Below are 13,263 nucleotides of genomic sequence, written 5' to 3' on the forward strand. Positions count from 1 at the left end.
AACAGCAGGAATAAACATGAGCGAAAGCTTTGCAGAACTTTTTGAAGAAAGCCTGAAATCCCTCGACATGCAGCCGGGCGCCATCATCACCGGCATCGTGGTCGACATCGATGGTGACTGGGTCACTGTCCATGCCGGTCTGAAGTCCGAGGGCGTCATCCCGGTCGAGCAGTTCTACAACGAGCAGGGCGAGCTGACCATCAGCGTGGGTGACGAAGTTCACGTGGCGCTGGACGCGGTTGAAGATGGCTTCGGTGAAACCAAGCTGTCCCGCGAGAAAGCTAAGCGTGCCGAGTGCTGGATTGTTCTGGAAGCGGCTTTCGCAGCTGAGGAAGTGGTCAAGGGCGTTATTAACGGTAAGGTTAAGGGCGGCTTCACGGTCGACGTTAACGGCATCCGTGCGTTCCTGCCAGGTTCCTTGGTTGACGTTCGTCCAGTGCGTGATACCACTCACCTGGAAGGCAAGGAACTCGAGTTCAAGGTCATCAAGCTGGACCAGAAGCGCAACAACGTTGTCGTTTCCCGTCGTAGCGTCCTGGAAGCCGAGAACAGCGCCGAGCGTGAAGCTCTGCTGGAATCGCTGCAGGAAGGCCAGCAGGTCAAGGGTATCGTCAAGAACCTCACCGACTACGGCGCGTTCGTGGATCTGGGCGGCGTAGACGGCCTGTTGCACATCACCGACATGGCCTGGAAGCGCATCAAGCATCCTTCCGAGATCGTCAATGTTGGCGACGAGATCGACGTCAAGGTGCTGAAGTTCGACCGCGAGCGCAACCGCGTCTCCCTGGGTCTGAAGCAGCTGGGTGAAGACCCATGGGTTGCCATCAAAGCCCGCTACCCGGAAAACACCCGCGTCATGGCCAAGGTCACCAACCTCACCGACTACGGCTGCTTCGCCGAGCTGGAAGAGGGCGTCGAAGGCCTGGTGCACGTGTCCGAAATGGACTGGACCAACAAGAACATCCATCCGTCGAAGGTCGTACAGGTCGGCGACGAAGTGGAAGTCATGGTTCTGGACATCGACGAAGAGCGTCGTCGTATTTCCTTGGGCATCAAGCAGTGCAAGTCCAACCCATGGGAAGACTTCTCTGGCCAGTTCAACAAGGGCGATCGCATCTCCGGTACCATCAAGTCGATCACCGATTTCGGTATCTTCATTGGTCTGGACGGCGGCATCGACGGTCTGGTTCACCTGTCCGACATTTCCTGGAACGAAGCTGGCGAAGAAGCCGTGCGTCGCTTCAAGAAGGGCGACGAGCTGGATACCGTCATCCTGTCAGTCGATCCGGAGCGTGAGCGCATCTCCCTGGGCATCAAGCAGCTGGAAGACGATCCGTTCTCCAACTACGCCGCCGTCAACGACAAGGGCAGCATCGTTCGTGGCACCGTGAAAGAAGTTGACGCCAAAGGCGCCATCATCGATCTGGGCAACGATATCGAAGCAACTCTGAAGGCGTCCGAAATCAGCCGTGACCGCGTTGAAGACGCGCGCAACGTGCTGAAGGAAGGCGATGAAGTCGAAGCTAAGATCATCAGCATCGACCGCAAGAGCCGCGTCATCAGCCTGTCCATCAAGTCGAAAGACGTCGAGGACGAGAAAGACGCGATGAAGGAACTGCGTACCAAGCAGGACGTAGAGCCAGCCGCTGGTCCGACCACCATTGGTGATCTGATCCGCGCACAGATGGAAAACCAGAACTAAGTTCTGCAATCCATAAAAAAGGGCGACTTCGGTCGCCCTTTTTTGTGCTTCGAATAAGCTGGAGATCGCGTCAAAACCTTCAGGCGCATCTGTGCGCCCAAGGTTGCTTAATGTCGATTGGTGCCGGTCGCCAGCGTCTGGTTCACTGCAAGCCAGCCGGATACGGCGTCATCGCCCGCCTGTTTGAACGCTCGTTCGAGTAGCCGTACCTGCTCTCGTCTAAGTAACTGTTCCAGCTTGGCGCCTTCTGCTGTGAAGCGCAGTATGCGCTTGCGCTTGTCGTCCTCCGCGGTTCTGCTTTCCACCAAATGCATCTCGATGAGCTGCCGTAGCGGGATATTCAGTGCCTGTTTGCTCACGCCGAGGTAGCCGAGCAGCTCCTTGACGCTGAGGTCGGGATAGCTTGCGATGAAGAAAAGAATGCGGTGATGGACCCGAGAAAGTCCGCGGCGCGCGAGCATTTCGTCCGGCTTGGCTGTGAAGGCCTGATAGCCAAGGAAGAAACTTTCCATGATCTGGCGTTGGATTGTGCTTTTTTTTAGGTCAGCCATATTGACGTATTCGGGGGCGTAAGCGTAATTTCGGTCAAGTAGTTTGACTTAATTTTCCCCTTAATGCATCTGGTGCCCCATGGTCTTTTCCGAACGCGTCGACCGCCTGAAAAGCTCGCTGATCCGTGAAATTCTCGCCGCTGCGCAGCGTCCCGAGGTGATGTCCTTTGCCGGTGGGTTGCCGGCCGAATCGATGCTGCCGAAGGTGGAATGGGCGCAGATGCCGGCGACCATGGGGCAGTACGGTATGAGCGAGGGAGAGCCGGCGCTGCGCGAGGCCATTGCCGCCGAAGCGCGTTCACTCGGTGTCGACTGTTCGGCCAGCCAGGTTCTCATCGTCAGCGGCTCCCAGCAGACGCTGGATCTGGCATCGAAGCTGTTCATCGATCGAGGTACCGAAGTGTTGCTGGAGGCGCCGACCTATCTGGCGGCGTTGCAGGCTTTCCAACTATTCGGTGCGGACTGCCTGGCGGTACCGCAGGAAGCTGACGGGCCGCACCTCGCTGCGCTACGCCAACGGCTGGAGCAACACAAACCGGCTTTCGCCTACCTCATTCCAACCTTTCAGAACCCTTCAGCGGTGCGCTACAGCGAAGAAAAACGCGACGCTGTCGCGGCGCTGCTCGATGAATTCAACGTCACTCTGATCGAGGACGAGCCTTATCGAGAGCTGGTTTTCGACGAAGGTAGCGCCAAACCCATCGTCAGCCGCATGCACAGGGCAAGCTGGATCTACACCGGTACGGTCTCCAAAACGCTGCTGCCGGGGCTACGGGTCGGCTATCTGATCGCGACTCCTGATCTGTTTCCGTATCTGCTTCGGCTGAAGCAGTCAGCCGACCTGCATACCAATCGCATCGGCCAGTGGCAGGCGTTGCAATGGCTGGGAAGCGAGCAATATCAGTCGCACCTGGTCGAGCTACGATGTTTTTATCGCCTACGCCGTGATGCGATGCAGGCTGCGCTGGAGGCTCATTTTGGCGATCTTGCCGACTGGCAGCTCCCGCAGGGTGGGCTGTTCTTCTGGTTGCAGCTGAAGCGTCCGGTAGATACGCGAACCCTGCTCGATTCGGCGTTGGCGCAGGACGTGGTATTCATGCCCGGCGAGCCGTTCTTCGTCGACCCGGAGCAGAATCCAGGATACCTGCGGCTTAATTTCAGCCACGTCGCGCCGGAGCGGCTGGCTGAGGGCGTTCGCCGGCTGGCGAGCGTCATTCGGAGTGCCGAAATGGTCGATGCGGCGTAGTTTCATTTAGCGGTGCTTGCGCTGCCGCATGGAGAAGAGATATGGCGTACAAGGTTTATGGCGACTATCGGTCTGGCAATTGCTACAAGGTGAAGCTGATATTGCATCTGCTCGGGCGGGATTACGAGTGGATACCGGTAGATATCCTCCGTGGCGAAAGCCGTGAAGGGTGGTTTCTGAAAAAGAATCCTAACGGCAAGATTCCCGTGCTCGAATTGGAAGACGGTTCCTGTCTATGGGAGTCGAATGCGATTCTCAATTTTCTTGCGGAGGGAACCGAGTTCCTGCCCAAGGATGCGCGCTTGCGCACCCAAGTGCTGCAGTGGCAGTTCTTCGAGCAATACAGTCACGAGCCGTTCATTGCCGTGGCGCGATTCATCAAGGTATATCTGGGTTTGCCTGATGATCGTCTCGATGAATATGCTGCCAAGCAACTGGACGGCTACCACGCGCTGGACGTCATGGAGCAACAGCTACTGCGCACGCCGTACCTTGTTAGCGATCACTACTCAATTGCGGACATCGCGCTGTATGCCTATACGCACGTAGCGGAAGAGGGCGGATTCAAACTGGAGAAATACCCAGCAATCTGCGCGTGGCTACAGCGGGTTGCCAGCCATCCGCGGCACGTCGGGATGTTCGACTAAGGAAGACGAGAAAGAGGCTGGAGGCTTGAGGCTGGGCGAGAAAGCAGCTGCGCGCTGCAAGCCTCAAGCAGCAAAGAAAGCATGAAGCCAGCCCAGCCTCATTTCTCCTATCTGACCAACCCGAGAAATTCGCTGCGGGTGGCGGCGTTTTCCCGGAACTGTCCGAGCATGACCGAGGTGACCATCGAGGAGTTCTGCTTCTCAACGCCGCGCATCATCATGCACATGTGCTGGGCTTCAATAACAACAGCCACGCCCCATGCGCCGGTGACCTTCTGGACCGCCTCGGCAATTTCGCGGGTGAGGTTCTCTTGAATCTGCAACCGGCGAGCGTACATCTCGACGATACGCGCTACCTTCGACAGTCCCAGTACTTTGCCGTTGGGCAGGTAGGCAACATGGGCCTTGCCGATGAAAGGGAGCATGTGGTGTTCGCACAAGGAGTACAGCTCGATGTTCTTCACCAGCACCATTTCGCTGTTGTCGGAGCTGAACAGCGCGCCATTGGTGACTTCTTCAAGCGTCTGTTGGTAACCCTTGCATAGGTACTGCATGGCTTTGGCGGCGCGCTTGGGCGTGTCGAGCAATCCCTCGCGGGTGACGTCTTCTCCGAGCTGGCCAAGGATCTCGGTGTAATGTTGTTCCAGTGACATTGAGCTACCTGTCGGGCTTCATGTGAGCGCAAACGCGAAGGGTAGGGTGCACCCGCCGCGCTGGCAAGGGGGAACAGCAAGCTGCACGCTACAAGCCGCAAGAGGAGCGACGGCTCGTTTGGCTTCGCGGGCTCTGTCAGCTTGGGCTGCTACTCATCCCTCCCTTCGAGCATGGTGCGTTTGAGCATCACGTAAACCGCCCCGGTGCCGCCATGTCTCGGCAGGCATGAAGAAAAGCCAAGCACTTGGGCATGCTGACGCAGCCAGGTATTGACGTGGCTCTTGATCATTGGGCGTTTGCCGTCGACGCGTGCGGCCTTGCCGTGGGTGACCCGCACGCAGCGAATTTCGAACTTGCTGGCTTCGGCAAGGAAATCCCAGAGCAGCTCGCGCGCCTTTTCGACGCTCAGCCCATGCAGATCCAGGCTGCCTTCGAAGGGGATCTGGCCGGCTTTGAGCTTGCGCATCTGGCTGTCTTGCACACCGTCGCGTGCCCAATACAGCTCGTCTTCCGCTGCGACATCGATGACGAACTGATCGGAAAGCCCATCGATGCGGATTTCGCTGTCGCTGATGACTGCGTTTGCGCGTCGAGTGGCGATCTGCGCCTTGTTGCTGCGTGGTTTGCCGGTGTCGGCGCGGTCGTGTTTGATTGGCTTGACGCCATGAACGGCTGATTTGAACAGGGAAAAGTCGTCGTCTTGCATGGGGCCTCCGCGTTGCAGGCGATCTTACCCGAAAGCCTCCGCTTTCAACCTGCTCGAAGCGCAGAGGTCAGCGCTTCTTCTTCAGTCCTGGGGACAGGCTCAGTCCACCGGGTTCACGCAACCGGCGACGCACGCGGTGTCGGATGAGCAGACCGATAACCAGCAAAGCCAGGCCAAGCACCAATAGCGTCACTGCTTCTTCATATTCGAACGCCATGTTGGCGAAGGCTGCATGGCTGCCGAACAGGGACGCCGCACCAGATCCCGCCAGAAGCACACCGAGGATGCTCAACAGCAGGCCCAGCATTGCGCCGAGGCGTGCGCCCCAGCTCCGTTGCTCGCGAGGGCGAAGTCGGCGTGCATCGAATCCATCGGTTCGTTTCATTCCGGTTACCTCGTCAGAACTGGCTATGACCGGGGCAGCCCGGTCAGTTTTATTCGCGGTCAGGTAACGCTTACGGCGCGAACGATTACGCCAGTGCTCCTACGTCAGCCACGCAAACAGCGAAGTTGTCCGCGAGAATGGTCATTTCCATGCGATGCACCTGTGCCGCCTCGAGCACACCGTCTCCCATTGGCAGATCGCGGGTGGCGCAAGCTTTGTCAACGAGGGTACAGCGGTACCCATAGTCTTTCGCCGCGCGAACCGTGGTGCTCACGCTGGAGTGGGTCATGAAGCCGCAGACGATGAGGTCGAGGCGGCCATGCTGCTGCAACAGCTCGTGCAATTCAGTGCCGGCGAAGGCGTTGGGCAGGGTCTTGCCGATCACGGTTTCGCCGGGGAGCGGCGCGGCTTCCGGCATGATCTGGCCGCGTAGGCCCTGCGGGTCGAACAGCCCGCCTGGAATACCCAGGTGATGAACATGCACGACGGGTGCACCGGCGGCGCGCGCAGCGCTGACCAGGCTCTTGATTTCCTCCAGCGCTGAGCTCAGGTTCGGTAGCGCAAGAGTCCCTGTCCGATATTCTTCCTGAGCGTCAATGACCACAACGGTCGCGTTAGCCAGAGTCGCCGGTGCATAACTGCGGCCACTGAGCTGAAGCATGGTCTGTGGCTTGGACATCACTGACTCCTTGTTTTGAGAGGGGCCTGATTGTGGCGCTAGATGACCAATATGTGAACTGCCCAAGATGATGATTTCGCCAGCGGAGTTACGCAATCCTGCAATAGACCCATGATCCTTCTATACGATTTGAGAAAGTCGCGAAGCCATCGGCTAAACTCTCGCGCTTTTCAGAAGGAGATGCTGCCGTGACCGCTTCGCCGTCCCAATTGCGCACCTTGCGCGATTACATTCGCTGGGCCGTCAGCCGCTTCCAGGCCGAACAGCTGTTCTTCGGTCACGGCACGGACAATGCCTGGGATGAAGCGCGTCAGCTGGTGCTTGGTGCCCTGCATCTGCCCTGGGAAATGGCTGACAGCTATCTCGACTGCCGGCTGGAAGACGATGAGCGGCAGCATTTGCAAAACCTGCTGCATCGTCGAATCGAGCAGCGTGTGCCCACCGCCTACCTGCTGGGGCAAGCCTGGTTCTGCGGGCTGCCGTTCATCGTCGACGAGCGCGTGTTGATTCCGCGTTCGCCAATCGGGCAACTGATCGATCGTCGCTTCGAACCCTGGCTGGCGCAGCCCCCCGCTCGGATTCTCGATCTGTGCACCGGCTCCGGTTGCATCGGGATTGCCTGCGCTTATGAGTTTCTCGATGCCGAAGTGGTACTGGCCGACCTGTCGTTCGAGGCGCTCGAAGTGGCGAATCGCAATATCGAGCATCATGGCGTGGAGGATCGGGTCTACACCGTGCAGAGCGATGGCTTCGACGGGTTGCCCGGCCAGCGCTTCGATCTGATCGTCTCCAACCCTCCGTATGTGGATGCGGAAGACTTCGCCGACATGCCGGACGAATACCATCACGAGCCGGCCCTGGGGCTAGCCTGTGGGGATGATGGGCTGGACCTGGTGCGGCGCATGCTGGCCGAGGCGGCTGATCACCTGACCGAAACCGGCACCTTGGTTATCGAGGTAGGTAACAGCCAGGTGCATGTCGAGGCGCTTTACCCCGAGGTGACCTTTACCTGGCTGGAATTCAGCGAAGGCGGGCATGGCGTATTTCTGCTTGCCGCCAGCCAATGCCGCGAGCATCAGGCATTGTTTCGCGCTCGCCTCAAAGGCTAGAAAGCAGCGCTGCGATGTGGGGCGGCACGGGACTCAGCGAGTCGCAATCCAGATCAGCAACCCCGCCTGGAACAGTGAGAAGGCGATCAGGCAGGCAATGGTGAATCTGAGCGTGCCATCTTCCCGGCGGAATTTGTTCAGCCGCTCCTGCTGGTCTCGGATCTTGTTTTCCTGCTCCAACAGATTCTGATCGGCCTGCTCCAGCATCGCGGCAGCATCCTTCAGGTCGATGATCTGGACTTTCTCCAGGTTCCAGTCGGGGCGCAGTGAGCTGACACGAGACGCGCTATAGGTCGCCTTGAGTTTGCTGGGCTCCGGATAGAGCACATCGAAGCCTTGACTCAGTAGGCACTGGTCGCGGCGCAAGCGCATGTCTTCGCCGGTTATGTCCGCAGCGGAAAGGGCGCCGCCTTCGACTAGGTAGTGTGCCCAGCGCTTCTGAGCCCAAAGCGCACCCTGCGCCAGCAGAAAGCGTCCGAGGCCACGATTGACTGGCTGCATATGCAGGCCGGAGTCGGGGCCAAAGCGCAGCTCCTTGGCACGATGATCCGCCCAGACTTCCAGTGCATTGTGCTTCTTCGGCAAAACCTGGCCCGGTAGCCGCACGAACAGCTTCAGTAAACTCTGCTGCGGTGTATGCCGTTCGACTTGAGCCAGTTCAACGAACCTCAACGGCCGCGCACCGGTATCCCGATCGGTCGGAAGTGGCGCCAGGCGCAGTAGTCGAAAACGATCCGGGGCGAGCTCCGCCCAGGGATGCGGCTGCGGCGTTGTGTCAGGCGTTTGGGCCTCGCTGTCGTTAGCGGAAGGCGAGCTGTCGGTCATGTCGGCGTCCATGGGCTCCAGGAGCGAGTCGTTGCGTGGGCAAAGAGCGTATCGGCCGACGTTCGGCTAGCTGGAGGCTGGCAATAAGCCATTTCTGCGCAGAAATTGGCTGATCCGCTCCGTCAGCGCATAGGCGATCGGCAGCTCGGGCTGGTTGTAGGAGGCGGTCTGTTCGTTGCGATCCATCGGCACGATGCGCAGTACGTGGTTCATCCCCTCAATCAGTGCCAGCTCGGCGTCTCCTCGGGCGCGCTGCAAGGCTTCGGCATCTTCCTGCTCGACCTGGATGTCATGGGTGCCCTGGATGATCAGGGCCGGCACGGTCGTGCTGGCGAAGGCCTCTGCCGGGTCTTTACCGAACAGGGAAATCAGATAAGGCTGCACGCTTGGACGAAACAGGATCTGTAGCGCATCAGGCACTTGCTCATGCACTCGTCCCACCTTGAGTTCGTCGATCAGGTAATGCGCGGTTGCCAGTAGCGCTGGCGGCAGGCGGCCCTGGAGTTGCTCACGCAGCAGCAAGTCGATTGGGCGGCCGCTGCCGGCAATGCTGATCAGTGCGTCGGGCTTGGCGACAGGCGTGGCCAGGCTGGCGATCAGCGCGCCCTCGCTGTGCCCGACCAGCACGACAGCAGAGAAGCGCGGGTCGGCTTTCAACATCTGTGCCCAGGCCACCGCGTCAGCGGCGTAGCGCTCCACGTGCAGTTGCCTTTCGTCTGGAGCGACTGCAAGGCTTTGCCCAACGCCCCGTTTGTCATAGCGCAGGCTGGCAATGCCGCGCTTGGCCAGCGCCTGTGCCAGCCGCTTGAGGCTGTCGTTGTGGCCCATTGGGCTGTTGCCGTTGCGGTCGGTGGGGCCCGATCCGGCAATCAGCAGCGCGACCGGTATAGGTTCGGCGCTTTTGGGAAGCAGCAGAGTGCCATGTAGACGACCTTCCGGTACTTGCACCGTAACGGCCTGATTCAGCAGCGTCTGAGCTTGGATATGTGGAGCAAGCATGGCGAGAAGGACAAACAGCAAGAGCGTGCGCATGAGTAGGGGTCAACCATCGGCGAAGCGGGTTGGATGCGATGCGAAGCACTTGGTTCGCCTGTCAACCATACGCGCAGTCACCGAAGCGGTGAAACCTGCGGCGGCTCGGGTATACTTCCGCCCCCTCGTTTAGGTCGATCGCGGAGCGCCCTGCATGTCCGGCAACACATACGGCAAGCTGTTCACCGTCACCACAGCTGGTGAAAGTCACGGTCCTGCGCTGGTCGCGATCGTCGATGGTTGCCCGCCGGGGCTGGAATTAACCGTCGCCGACCTTCAACGCGACCTTGATCGACGCAAGCCCGGCACCAGCCGGCACACGACCCAGCGACAGGAAGCCGACGAGGTCGAGATTCTCTCTGGCGTGTTCGAAGGACGCACGACCGGTTGTCCGATCGGCCTGCTGATCGGCAATACCGACCAGAAGTCCAAGGACTACTCGGCGATCAAGGATCAGTTCCGCCCGGCCCACGCCGACTACAGCTACCACCACAAGTATGGGCTACGTGATTACCGCGGCGGTGGTCGCAGCTCGGCGCGTGAAACCGCGATGCGCGTAGCGGCCGGCGCCATCGCCAAGAAATACCTGGCGACTCTCGGCATTGAGGTGCGCGGCTACATGAGTCAGCTAGGTCCGATCGAGATCCCCTTCAAGACCTGGGACAGCGTCGAGCAGAACGCCTTCTTCAGCCCCGATCCAGACAAGGTGCCGGAGCTCGAAGCTTATATGGATCAATTGCGTCGCGATCAGGATTCGGTCGGCGCAAAGATTTCCGTCGTTGCCGAGGGCGTACCGCCAGGCCTGGGCGAGCCGATCTTCGATCGTCTGGATGCCGACCTGGCCCATGCGCTGATGAGCATCAACGCCGTCAAGGGTGTGGAGATTGGTGCCGGTTTCGCCAGTGTTTCCCAGCGTGGCACCGAGCATCGTGACGAGCTGACCCCGGACGGCTTTCTCTCGAACAATGCCGGCGGCGTGCTCGGCGGAATCTCCAGCGGCCAGGCGATCATCGCCCATCTGGCGCTTAAGCCGACCTCAAGCATCACCACGCCCGGCCGCTCGATCGACATTGACGGCAACCCGGTCGATGTCATCACCAAAGGCCGCCACGACCCCTGCGTAGGTATTCGCGCCACGCCCATTGCCGAAGCGATGATGGCCATCGTCCTGCTGGACCATCTGCTGCGGCATCGTGGTCAGAATGCCGATGTGCGGGTGACGACTCCGGTGTTAGGGCAGCGATGAGCTTGAAGCTGGACGCCTGAAGCCAGAGATAGGAATTCCATCCTTACGCTACGGTTTCGCTTCCAGCTTCTGGCTTCCAGCTTATGGCTGCTTCTCTTCCTTACTGGCGCCTGTCCAGCTTCTATTTCTTCTATTTCGCGCTGCTCGGCTCCGCTGCGCCGTTTCTTGGGTTGTATTTCGATCACCTGGGATTCAGTGCCGAGCGCATTGGCGAGCTGGTCGCCATACCGATGCTGATGCGCTGCCTGGCACCGAATCTCTGGGGCTGGCTGGGCGATGTCACCGGGCAGCGTTTGGTGATCGTCCGCATTGGTGCGCTCTGTACGCTGCTGTCGTTCGGTCTGATTTTCTTCGGCAAGAGCTACGCCTGGCTCGCGCTGGTCATGGCGTTGCATGCGTTTTTCTGGCATGCCGTGCTGCCGCAGTTCGAAGTCATCACGCTCGCGCATCTTCGTGATCAGGCATCGCGCTACAGTCAGATCCGTTTGTGGGGCAGCATCGGCTTCATCGCGGCGGTGGTGGGGCTTGGTGCACTGTTCGAGCGTCTGACCCTGGATATTTACCCCGTGGCGGTGATGGTGGTCATGGTCGGCATCGTCATCGCCAGTGTCTGGGTGCCCAATGCCGCGCCGGAACAACGACCGGATCTGGCTGAACAGGGTGGCTTCCTTCGTCAGTTGTGCCGTCCCGGCGTACTCGCGTTCTTTGTCTGTGTTGGACTGATGCAGGTCAGCCACGGGCCTTACTACACTTTTTTAAGTATTCACCTCGAGTCGCTTGGCTATAGCCGGAGCACCATCGGCCTGTTGTGGGCGCTGGGTGTGGTCGCGGAGATTCTGCTTTTTCTGGTCATGGCTGCGCTGATGGCGCGCTTTTCGTTGCGTCAGGTCCTGATGGCCAGTTTCATGCTGGCGGCGATCCGCTGGCTACTGCTCGGCACGCTGGCCGATCATCTGGGCGTGCTGTTGATCGCGCAATTGATGCATGCGGCGACGTTCGGCAGTTTTCATGCGGCGGCGATACATTTCGTCCAGCGTAGCTTCGGCCACCGCCAGCAGGGGCAAGGACAAGCGTTGTACGCGACGCTCGCGGGTGTCGGCGGAGCGCTGGGCGCGCTTTACTCCGGCTACAGCTGGGCCAGCCTCGGGCCGTTCTGGACCTTCGCCATCGCCAGTCTGGCGGCACTGGCCGCAGCCGTTATCATTGCCATCCCCAAGCAGGAGAACCGGGCATGACAGCCACTCGTGAACACTTGTCGCAGGCCATCATCGACGCGGGTCGCTTTCTCTATGGTCGCGGTTGGTCGCCGGCGACCAGTAGTAACTATTCGGCGCGGCTGGCCAGCGCCGAGGCGCTACTGACCGTTTCGGGCAAGCACAAAGGTCAGCTGACGGTGGATGATCTGCTGGCCGTCGATATGGACGGGCGCAGCCTGGAGGAGGGCAAGAAGCCCTCGGCGGAAACCCTGCTGCATACGCAGCTGTATCGCTGGCAGCCGGAAATCGGCGCCGTGCTGCATACGCATTCGGTCAACGCCACCGTGCTTTCGCGCGTCTGCCTGAGTGATTCGCTGGTCTTTGCTGATTACGAGTTGCAGAAGGCGTTCAGCGGCATCGCGACCCATGAATCCCAGGTGCTGGTGCCGATCTTCGACAATGATCAGGATATCGAGCGACTCGCCGCGCGTGTTCAGCCCTGGCTCGACGAGCATCCCGACTGCGCTGGTTATCTGATCCGTGGGCATGGCCTCTATACCTGGGGCGCACAGATGAACGACGCGCTGCGCCAGATCGAGGCGTTCGAGTTCCTGTTCGATTGCGAACTGAAGATGCGCATGTTGCAGCGTGTCTGACCGCCGCTCTTTCTACCGCACGCAACGCGTGCCCGAATAACCGATGAGAAGCCGGGACAGCACCCGGTTCGGAGACAACCCCATGAGCATTCTCAGCGTCTATCAGGACAACGCTCCCGAGCAGCCTCTCAAGGTGCTCACCCATGTCGAAGATATCGCCGCCACATTGGCTGAGGTTGGCGTGCGCCTCGAACGCTGGCAGGCCAGTGCGCCGCTTGCCGCCGGTGCCAGCCCGGAAGAGGTGATTGCCGCCTATCGGCCGCAGATCGACCGACTGATGAACGAGCGGGGCTACGTCACGGTAGACGTCATTAGCCTGAGCAACGATCACCCGCAAAAAGCCGAGTTGCGGGCCAAGTTTCTCGAAGAACATCGTCATGCCGAGGACGAGGTGCGCTTCTTCGTTGCTGGGCGGGGTCTTTTCACGTTGCATATCGATGACAAGGTCTACGCCGTGCTGTGCGAAAAGAACGATCTGATCTCCGTGCCCGCCGGCACCCGGCACTGGTTCGACATGGGTGAAAATCCGCACTTCGTCGCCATTCGCCTGTTCAACAATCCAGAAGGCTGGGTCGCGCAATTCACCGGTGAAGACCTCGCCGGTCGCTTCCCGCGCCTGGAGGATTGAA

The 13,263-nt window shown here is 59.8% G+C and carries 15 protein-coding genes; 8 read left to right on the forward strand and 7 right to left on the reverse strand.

What is annotated here, in order from left to right:
* The first annotated feature begins 16 nt into the window (after positions 1-16).
* Positions 17-1,702 (forward strand): 30S ribosomal protein S1, encoded by a 1,686-nt coding sequence (gene rpsA / locus E0D86_RS03275; protein ID WP_131648523.1) that lies wholly within the window; start codon positions 17-19, stop codon positions 1,700-1,702.
* Positions 1,703-1,809: 107 nt separating this feature from the next.
* On the opposite strand, the gene E0D86_RS03280 is transcribed toward rpsA, so the two are convergent.
* The gene (locus E0D86_RS03280; protein WP_131648524.1) at positions 1,810-2,253 is read right to left on the reverse strand and encodes a MarR family winged helix-turn-helix transcriptional regulator; all 444 of its coding nucleotides are present in this window, start codon (positions 2,251-2,253) and stop codon (positions 1,810-1,812) included.
* 79 nt (positions 2,254-2,332) lie between these two features.
* On the opposite strand from E0D86_RS03280, the gene E0D86_RS03285 reads away from it, so the two are divergent.
* Positions 2,333-3,499, forward strand: coding sequence for a PLP-dependent aminotransferase family protein (locus tag E0D86_RS03285; RefSeq protein ID WP_131648525.1), 1,167 nt, complete (start codon positions 2,333-2,335; stop codon positions 3,497-3,499).
* Positions 3,500-3,540: 41 nt separating this feature from the next.
* Positions 3,541-4,146, forward strand: coding sequence for a glutathione S-transferase family protein (locus E0D86_RS03290; protein ID WP_131648526.1), 606 nt, complete (start codon positions 3,541-3,543; stop codon positions 4,144-4,146).
* A gap of 107 nt (positions 4,147-4,253) precedes the next feature.
* Here the strand turns inward: E0D86_RS03290 and folE are convergent, their stop codons facing one another.
* From folE to E0D86_RS03310, 4 genes are all read right to left on the reverse strand, one after another.
* Positions 4,254-4,799 carry a GTP cyclohydrolase I FolE gene (gene folE, locus E0D86_RS03295; RefSeq protein WP_131648527.1) on the reverse strand — a complete coding sequence of 182 codons (546 nt, stop codon included), beginning with the start codon at positions 4,797-4,799 and terminating at the stop codon, positions 4,254-4,256.
* Positions 4,800-4,948: 149 nt separating this feature from the next.
* The gene (locus E0D86_RS03300) at positions 4,949-5,506 is read right to left on the reverse strand and encodes a Smr/MutS family protein (protein ID WP_131648528.1); all 558 of its coding nucleotides are present in this window, start codon (positions 5,504-5,506) and stop codon (positions 4,949-4,951) included.
* Positions 5,507-5,573: 67 nt separating this feature from the next.
* Entirely contained in the window at positions 5,574-5,891 is a 318-nt protein-coding gene (locus tag E0D86_RS03305) for a hypothetical protein (RefSeq protein ID WP_131648529.1), read from the reverse strand.
* A gap of 85 nt (positions 5,892-5,976) precedes the next feature.
* A complete protein-coding gene (locus E0D86_RS03310) occupies positions 5,977-6,570 on the reverse strand; it encodes a cysteine hydrolase family protein (RefSeq protein WP_131648530.1) in 594 nt (197 codons plus the stop codon).
* Between the two features lie 188 nt (positions 6,571-6,758).
* Here E0D86_RS03310 and prmB point away from each other — a divergent pair, with 188 nt between their 5' ends.
* Positions 6,759-7,679 carry a 50S ribosomal protein L3 N(5)-glutamine methyltransferase gene (gene prmB / locus E0D86_RS03315; RefSeq protein ID WP_131648531.1) on the forward strand — a complete coding sequence of 307 codons (921 nt, stop codon included), beginning with the start codon at positions 6,759-6,761 and terminating at the stop codon, positions 7,677-7,679.
* Positions 7,680-7,712: 33 nt separating this feature from the next.
* Here prmB and E0D86_RS03320 read toward each other — a convergent pair whose 3' ends face one another.
* Positions 7,713-8,504, reverse strand: coding sequence for a hypothetical protein (locus tag E0D86_RS03320; RefSeq protein WP_131648532.1), 792 nt, complete (start codon positions 8,502-8,504; stop codon positions 7,713-7,715).
* 66 nt (positions 8,505-8,570) lie between these two features.
* A complete protein-coding gene (locus E0D86_RS03325; protein ID WP_131648533.1) occupies positions 8,571-9,536 on the reverse strand; it encodes an alpha/beta hydrolase in 966 nt (321 codons plus the stop codon).
* Between the two features lie 154 nt (positions 9,537-9,690).
* On the opposite strand from E0D86_RS03325, the gene aroC reads away from it, so the two are divergent.
* From aroC to E0D86_RS03345, 4 genes are all read left to right on the forward strand, one after another.
* Complete coding sequence (gene aroC / locus E0D86_RS03330; RefSeq protein ID WP_131648534.1) at positions 9,691-10,782, forward strand: chorismate synthase; 1,092 nt, start codon at positions 9,691-9,693, stop codon at positions 10,780-10,782.
* Between the two features lie 83 nt (positions 10,783-10,865).
* Positions 10,866-12,017 carry an MFS transporter gene (locus tag E0D86_RS03335; RefSeq protein ID WP_131648535.1) on the forward strand — a complete coding sequence of 384 codons (1,152 nt, stop codon included), beginning with the start codon at positions 10,866-10,868 and terminating at the stop codon, positions 12,015-12,017.
* Positions 12,014-12,634 carry a methylthioribulose 1-phosphate dehydratase gene (locus E0D86_RS03340; RefSeq protein ID WP_131648536.1) on the forward strand — a complete coding sequence of 207 codons (621 nt, stop codon included), beginning with the start codon at positions 12,014-12,016 and terminating at the stop codon, positions 12,632-12,634. The genes E0D86_RS03335 and E0D86_RS03340 overlap by 4 nt, the downstream gene beginning before the upstream one ends.
* An 82-nt stretch (positions 12,635-12,716) precedes the next feature.
* Complete coding sequence (locus E0D86_RS03345; RefSeq protein ID WP_131648537.1) at positions 12,717-13,262, forward strand: acireductone dioxygenase; 546 nt, start codon at positions 12,717-12,719, stop codon at positions 13,260-13,262.
* Position 13,263 lies beyond the last annotated feature (1 nt).

The sequence above is a fragment of the Pseudomonas sp. IC_126 genome (assembly GCF_004331835.1).
Classification (GTDB): Bacteria; Pseudomonadota; Gammaproteobacteria; order Pseudomonadales; family Pseudomonadaceae; genus Stutzerimonas.

Coding starts and splice junctions, on each gene's coding strand:
- rpsA (WP_131648523.1), top strand. CDS start 17: ATGAGCGAAAGCTTTGCAGAACTTTTTGAAGAAAGCCTGAAATCCCTC.
- E0D86_RS03280 (WP_131648524.1), bottom strand. CDS start 2,253: ATGGCTGACCTAAAAAAAAGCACAATCCAACGCCAGATCATGGAAAGT.
- E0D86_RS03285 (WP_131648525.1), top strand. CDS start 2,333: ATGGTCTTTTCCGAACGCGTCGACCGCCTGAAAAGCTCGCTGATCCGT.
- E0D86_RS03290 (WP_131648526.1), top strand. CDS start 3,541: ATGGCGTACAAGGTTTATGGCGACTATCGGTCTGGCAATTGCTACAAG.
- folE (WP_131648527.1), bottom strand. CDS start 4,799: ATGTCACTGGAACAACATTACACCGAGATCCTTGGCCAGCTCGGAGAA.
- E0D86_RS03300 (WP_131648528.1), bottom strand. CDS start 5,506: ATGCAAGACGACGACTTTTCCCTGTTCAAATCAGCCGTTCATGGCGTC.
- E0D86_RS03305 (WP_131648529.1), bottom strand. CDS start 5,891: ATGAAACGAACCGATGGATTCGATGCACGCCGACTTCGCCCTCGCGAG.
- E0D86_RS03310 (WP_131648530.1), bottom strand. CDS start 6,570: ATGTCCAAGCCACAGACCATGCTTCAGCTCAGTGGCCGCAGTTATGCA.
- E0D86_RS03320 (WP_131648532.1), bottom strand. CDS start 8,504: ATGACCGACAGCTCGCCTTCCGCTAACGACAGCGAGGCCCAAACGCCT.
- E0D86_RS03325 (WP_131648533.1), bottom strand. CDS start 9,536: ATGCGCACGCTCTTGCTGTTTGTCCTTCTCGCCATGCTTGCTCCACAT.
- aroC (WP_131648534.1), top strand. CDS start 9,691: ATGTCCGGCAACACATACGGCAAGCTGTTCACCGTCACCACAGCTGGT.
- E0D86_RS03335 (WP_131648535.1), top strand. CDS start 10,866: ATGGCTGCTTCTCTTCCTTACTGGCGCCTGTCCAGCTTCTATTTCTTC.
- E0D86_RS03340 (WP_131648536.1), top strand. CDS start 12,014: ATGACAGCCACTCGTGAACACTTGTCGCAGGCCATCATCGACGCGGGT.
- E0D86_RS03345 (WP_131648537.1), top strand. CDS start 12,717: ATGAGCATTCTCAGCGTCTATCAGGACAACGCTCCCGAGCAGCCTCTC.